Raw genomic sequence first — 6,295 nt, 5'->3', positions numbered from 1 at the left:
AACCTGGGTAAATGGCTTGAACAGGTTTGCTATCAGCCGATTAATTACATCAATGATGATTGTGTCTCATGACTTTTTGAGGAGACTCTAATTAAAGTAATTACAATATGAAGATATTCGATGTGTTTAATAGTGATGCCGATGGGTATTAATGATCTGCCAAAGGGTGATCATCCATTTTATTAAAGCTAATACCGTCCTTCAAATAGCTTTTAGCATCGGTAATAATTTCAGGAAAAAAACAAGGGCGATGATAGTTAATATGTGGGTTTAGATAAGCCTGGTTGAAGTCATTAACCAGGCTCGCATATTTTTGCGGAATATGGTGATAGCCCAGTATTTTTCTTACCACCGAGGCGTTTTTGCTTTCGGCTAATGCATTGTCATTGGAGTGGCGAGATCTTGATTTTGTAAACTCAATGAGCAGTTTTTTTAATAGCCTGGCAACATGTTGATTGATGTACTCACTGCCATTATCAGAGTGGAAGCTAATCAGTGTAAAAGGAAAGAAATCCAACAGGGTTTTCAGCACGGGCAATAAATAAGCTTCACTGATTTTTTCAACACTACAGACAATTTCAAACTGAGTGACTTCATCAACGGCATTGATATGATAGATGCCTTTCACCTTATCCTGATCGCCTTGATGCACCGTGTCGATGCGAATGTAACCTGGCTTTCCATTAGGTTGTGGTTTTCTTCGCTCACCGATAGTGGATTTTTTAGGGCGTGTTTTTTCAAAATGTGTTCTTGTTTTTGAATATATTTTTGATTGGCGAAGATTATAGAGGTGGCTGACAGAGATCGTGCTTAAGCGTCTATATTCTTGCTCACCAAACACACCATAAGCGCGCTCCATGAGCTTTTTAATGGCCTGCCCACACGGCGTGTCATGTCGCTCGTTCATGCGCGCAATCAAACGAATATCATCGCTGGTGTATTTGCCTTTAAAGCCGTTGCTGTTGTACTGCTTGATGAGGCGTGTGACTTGCGCTCTGGAGTAACTGCTGACCTTGACTAGGTACCGTTTCACAATGCCCTTGTTGGCCTTGCTAATCCTCATATAATCAAAACGAACCAGCTCATGCTGTATCCACTGGTAACGCTTTTTCTTGATGGTATCGAGCTTAAATATAACCGCTTGTGTGCCATCCAGGAATTGCGATAGCTGATCGATGGTTTTGAGTTCTTCTAGTTTTATAATCGTTCATCATTGGGTAATGATGAACGATTTGTAACCAATTTTAGTGCATTCAGGCTCATTTTATATTGGACAAGGCTATAGGTGGTTTGTTTTTATGTCTTATGTTACATTGAAGTCATGCTGATTAAGTACGCTTAGTATCTGAAAAGAATATAAAAATAACCGGTTGTTATATGAAAAAAGAAGCATCCAAAGAAGACTTGGAAAAAGAAGTCGTTAGTGAACCCTATTTTGGTAAAGCGGTTGCTTTTGCCCTGGATCATTGTGGGGATGTCAGTGGCAAGAAAATTCTGGATGCAGGGTGTGGAAAGGGGCTTTATAGTGTTTTTTTTGCGCTGAAAGGTGCCGAAGTAACAGGGGTTGATCTAAATGTAAGCGCCCTGGATATTGCGAAAAAACGAGCGCTGGAATATGGCGTGCAGGATAAATGTAGTTTCCTGCATAGTTCCACAGAGTCTATGTCAATTGATGCGGCATCAATGGATGTTATTTTTTCTAAAAGTACAATCCAGTATATGAGGCGAGATGTTGCCTTGGCTGAGTATAAAAGGATTCTTAAAAAAAATGGAATCCTTATTCTTATAGAAAACCTGCCATATAATCCTTTTATTAATCTATATCGTTTACGTCGAAAATTGTTTGCGCGAACTGCGGACAAGATCCGTTATGTGAAATCCATTCGTGGTTATTTGAATTTTCATGAGATAAAGGATCTGGAAAAAGATTTTCACACTGTTGTTCACAAAGAGTTCCATCTTTTTTATATGATGGCGATTCATTTATCTCGCTATACTAATAAGTCAGTTGCCGGGGTATTAAGCACGGTGTTGGGAAATACAGATAAATTTATTTTTCATTACTTCCCTTTTATGAAGCGCTTTGCCTGGTTTACCTCTATTTATTGTCAAAACAAAAGGGATTAAAATGTTTCGGGGGAAAAAAAGGATTTTAAACGCCCTATCTGTAATTCATACAGTTCATTTTTTGAGAGCGATATGGGGTATCGTTTTCTCTTTAAGATACCCTCTTTTCTTATAACAATAGTCAGGACAGGGAAGTTGGTGGAATTTATTTCCTTTCTTGTTTGGGAGTTGATTCATAAGACTGGATTTTTTCGAAATAAAAAATATCTATCATTTTGTAATGATGACACCCTGTTTCTGAATGGTGATGGGTTGTGTATTAATGATAAGGTGAGTGGTTTTTTTATTAGCCGAGGGATCAGCATAAGGAAAGAGGTTTTCCCCTGGGCGGTTATGTCATTTGATAGTGATAATAATATTATTGGAAGATTATATGACGATGAAGATGGCTTGTATAAAAGTGCTGATGACGGAGAAAGTATAGTATTGATGTACAGGTTCCCGGGTAAGATAAAATCTATTTTTATTTCGGAAAAAAACACTATCTTTGTCTGTATTAAAGGGGCTCTTTTCCGCAGCCTGGATGATGGGATGGTATTTGAAAAAACGCTGGTTTTTTCTTCAGCAGAAAGTTATTTTTTATTGAATAACGGTATGACAGAATCACCCGATGGGCGGCTTGTTGTTGGGGAATATGCCTCGGTATTCAAGGGTAATGGTTGTGGTTGGGAGTCATGTGCATACCTGTATTACAGTGATGATGAAGGGGTGTCATGGAATAGATCTGATTTTTTAGTCGGCAAGGGTGCCAATAAACATGTTCATCTTGTTAGATATAGCAATCTACTTGGTGGATTGATTGTAACCGATGGTGATAATAAAAAACGTTTATGGATCAATGATGATTTAACCGCGCAGGAAAAATCCGCATGGAGACTGGTGAATAGATTCCATATACAGACCGGTGGCTATATATCAATGATTGAAGATGATGGGAAAATGGTGTTTGGCACAGATTATATGGGGGGGACAAATTTTATTATTGAATCGGTGAATTGCATGAGTTTTAAGAAATTGGTTATACCTGATCCGTATAGAAAGAGTCCGGTATGGAATATGCTTCTTAGAAAATCAAAAGAGAATATGAATGAGATATGGGCAATACTCCATAGTTCGATATCTTCAAATATTAAAAGTGTGCTAATGTATAAAAATAGCCGGGAAGATCGGTGGACAAGAGTGTTTGAATATGATGGAACTGAATATGAGGTATGTCTTATCAGCACATCAAGTAAAATAAAAAATGCAATATACATATCAATAATTGACAAGTTAACCTTAAAATCCAGTGCGTATAGACTTAATTGAAAGTAACAGAAGTGGCTGAAAATGAAAAAAATTGACGTGTTTAACGGTGATGCAGACGGGATTTGTGCATTGCATCAGTTGCGTTTGGCGAATCCAGTGGAAAGTGTACTGGTTACCGGGGTTAAGCGTGATATTGCCTTGCTAAAAAAGGTTCAGGCTGAAGCTGGCGATTATATTACGGTGCTGGATATCTCGCTGGATAAAAACCGTGATGAGTTGACGCGTTTGTTAAATCAGGACGCAGAAATGATCTACTTTGATCATCATTTTGCCGGTGATATTCCGCAGTATAAGTCCTTGGAGGTTCACATTGATACATCACCTGATGTCTGTACCAGTTTATTGGTGAATGAATACCTGGATGGACAATACCTGGCATGGGCGGTGACGGCAGCCTTTGGTGATAATCTATTTAGTGCAGCTGAGGCTGCGGCGAGCCCCTTGCAGCTAGGTAAGGATCAGTTAGAGCAATTAAAGTTATTGGGCACCTGTATTAATTACAACGGTTATGGTTCCTCGCTGGATGACCTGATCTTTGCACCCGATGCACTCTATCAGTTGATTAAGCCCTATGAGAACCCATTTGATTTTATTGCACAAGAGGCGGGCTATCAGCAATTATTACAGGCCTACCAGGATGACTTTGCCAGGGTTGGGGCATTAAGACCTGCCTATGAGGATGAAGGGCATACCTTATATATATTGCCTGATGAAAAGTGGGCAAGACGGGTTAGTGGTATCTATGCTAATGATTTAGCACAAAAAACCCCAGGTCGAGCGCATGCGGTTTTAACCGAAAAGGCGAATCAGAACTATCTGGTGAGTGTACGGGCACCGTTGAATAATAAAACAGGTGCCGATATATTATGTCGTCAGTTTGCCACCGGCGGCGGTCGTCAAGCGGCAGCAGGCATTAATGACCTGCCACAGAGTGAATATGAAGCGTTTTTAGCGGCATTTAAGCAGTCTTTTTGATAATCGGGTACGGCTGGGTTCATGAAAATAGCACTTTGATAAAAATACTCAATAAATCGGGTTGATAGCCGACACTTTTTGCACTTGTTCATGTTTAGCGTAGTAGAATGGGCAGCAATATCGACTATGGAGATCGAGACTTAGATGAAGTTTTCAATACCGCCTTATGGTGGGCAATTATGTGACTTGTTAGTTGGTTCTGACCGGAGTGAACAATTAAAGCAGATATCGGAGGGTTTTCCTTCTGTTACGCTCTCGCAACGTCAGGTATGTGACCTTGAGCTATTGATGAATGGCGCATTTTCACCCTTGACCGGGTTTATGGGGCAAGATGCCTATAATCGTTGTGTTGAGGATATGCGTCTACCTTCCGGGGAGCTATGGCCAATGCCAGTCACTTTGGACATCCCGGCAGCCGTTGCGGCGGGTTTTGAGGTTGGACAACAGATTGCCTTGCGTGATGGTGAGGGCTTTATGCCTGCCGTGCTGACGATTGAGGATATCTGGCAGCCGGATAAGCGCCTGGAGGCGGAAAAGGTCTACGGCACAACATCTGAACTTCATCCGGGTGTGCGTTATCTCTATGATGAGGTGCATGATACCTATATTGGTGGTCGTATTGAGGGGATTCAGGGGCATGGTCATTTTGACTTTGAGAATCTTTGGGATACACCCGAGGAGCTGCGTAATCTGTTTCAAAAGATGGGTTGGCGACGTGTGGTCGGTTTCCAAACCAGCCGACCCATGCATCGGATGCATCGAGAACTAACCCTGCGTGTTGCCAAGGATATACAGGGGCATATTCTGTTGCATCCGGCAGTGGGTGTAACCAAGCCCGGTGATCTGCATTATTATGCCAGGGTACATTGTTATCAGGCTATTCGCCGAAGGTTTCCACATAATCTGGCAATCCTGTCGTTGTTACCGCTGGCTATGCGTATGGCAGGGCCGCGTGAGGCGCTATGGCATACACTGATTCATCAGAATTTTGGCTGTTCACACTTTATTGTCGGGCCGCACCATGCCTCACCGCCACAGTCTGAGAGTGTCGATAGTTTTTATGCCGCGCAGTCGGCACAGGATCTGGTGGCAGCGCATCAACAGGATATGGCGATTCAGCCTGTGCTGGTTGAGGAAATGAAGTATCAGTTACAGCGTAAGGTGTTTTTGCCATTGAGTGAATTCAAGGGTAGTGAAGAAGCGGCGCTGGAGTTTACAGATAACGAATTGAAGGAATGTCTGACCCAGAACAGGGAGGTGCCTGACTGGTTCAGCTATCCCGAGGTGATACATGAACTGCGTAAGGTATGTCCACCGCGCAGTCAGCAGGGTCTGACCTTATTCTTTACTGGTTTGTCAGGCGCAGGTAAATCAACTATAGCCAAGATTGTCTATGCCAAGATGATCGAGTCAGGCGGTCGTCCTGTTACCTTGCTGGATGGTGATGTTGTACGATTGAATCTCTCCAGTGAACTCGGGTTTTCCAAAGAACACCGTAATTTGAATGTGCGACGTATTGGCTTTGTTGCCAGTCAGATTACCAAGAATCGTGGTGTTGCTATTTGTGCGCCGATTGCACCTTATGCAGCGATGCGTGCAGCAGCGCGGGGGGATTGTGAAGCACATGGTGCCTTTATTGAGGTGCATGTGGCGACACCATTGGATGTCTGTGAGAGTCGGGATCGTAAGGGTCTGTATGCCAAGGCGCGTAAAGGTCTGATTCCTGAATTTACCGGTGTGAGTGATCCTTATGAGATCCCTGAAGCACCTGAGATCCGGATTGATACCAGTGATCTCTCGCCGATGGAAGCTGCCGAAGAGGTGTTTCTTTATTTGTTCCAGGAAGGTTATCTGGATCTTTCTGATGATTAGTATTGTAATATCA

Annotated in this window: 5 protein-coding genes; 4 read left to right on the top strand and 1 reads right to left on the bottom strand. The window is 42.3% G+C overall.

Going from position 1 to position 6,295, the window contains the following annotated elements:
* Positions 1–148: 148 nt before the first annotated feature.
* Entirely contained in the window at positions 149–1,204 is a 1,056-nt protein-coding gene (locus tag GXP22_02445; GenBank protein ID NOX08346.1) for a transposase family protein, read from the bottom strand.
* Between the two features lie 173 nt (positions 1,205–1,377).
* Between GXP22_02445 and GXP22_02440 the strand changes: the two genes are divergently transcribed.
* The 4 genes from GXP22_02440 to GXP22_02425 all read left to right on the top strand — a co-directional run bounded on the left by GXP22_02440 (position 1,378) and on the right by GXP22_02425 (position 6,282).
* Positions 1,378–2,127, top strand: coding sequence for a class I SAM-dependent methyltransferase (locus GXP22_02440; GenBank protein ID NOX08345.1), 750 nt, complete (start codon positions 1,378–1,380; stop codon positions 2,125–2,127).
* A 138-nt stretch (positions 2,128–2,265) separates the two neighbouring features.
* On the top strand, positions 2,266–3,435 hold the full coding sequence (locus GXP22_02435) for an exo-alpha-sialidase (protein ID NOX08344.1): 1,170 nt from the start codon (positions 2,266–2,268) through the stop codon (positions 3,433–3,435).
* Between the two features lie 21 nt (positions 3,436–3,456).
* Positions 3,457–4,410 carry a DHH family phosphoesterase gene (locus GXP22_02430; GenBank protein ID NOX08343.1) on the top strand — a complete coding sequence of 318 codons (954 nt, stop codon included), beginning with the start codon at positions 3,457–3,459 and terminating at the stop codon, positions 4,408–4,410.
* 144 nt (positions 4,411–4,554) lie between these two features.
* A complete protein-coding gene (locus GXP22_02425) occupies positions 4,555–6,282 on the top strand; it encodes a bifunctional sulfate adenylyltransferase/adenylylsulfate kinase (GenBank protein NOX08342.1) in 1,728 nt (575 codons plus the stop codon).
* Positions 6,283–6,295: the final 13 nt, after the last annotated feature.

This window comes from Gammaproteobacteria bacterium (assembly GCA_013151035.1).
Classification (GTDB): Bacteria; Pseudomonadota; Gammaproteobacteria; order JAADJB01; family JAADJB01; genus JAADJB01.
Note: the sequence above shows the minus strand (reverse complement) of the source record. Positions and strands in the feature narration are given on the sequence as shown.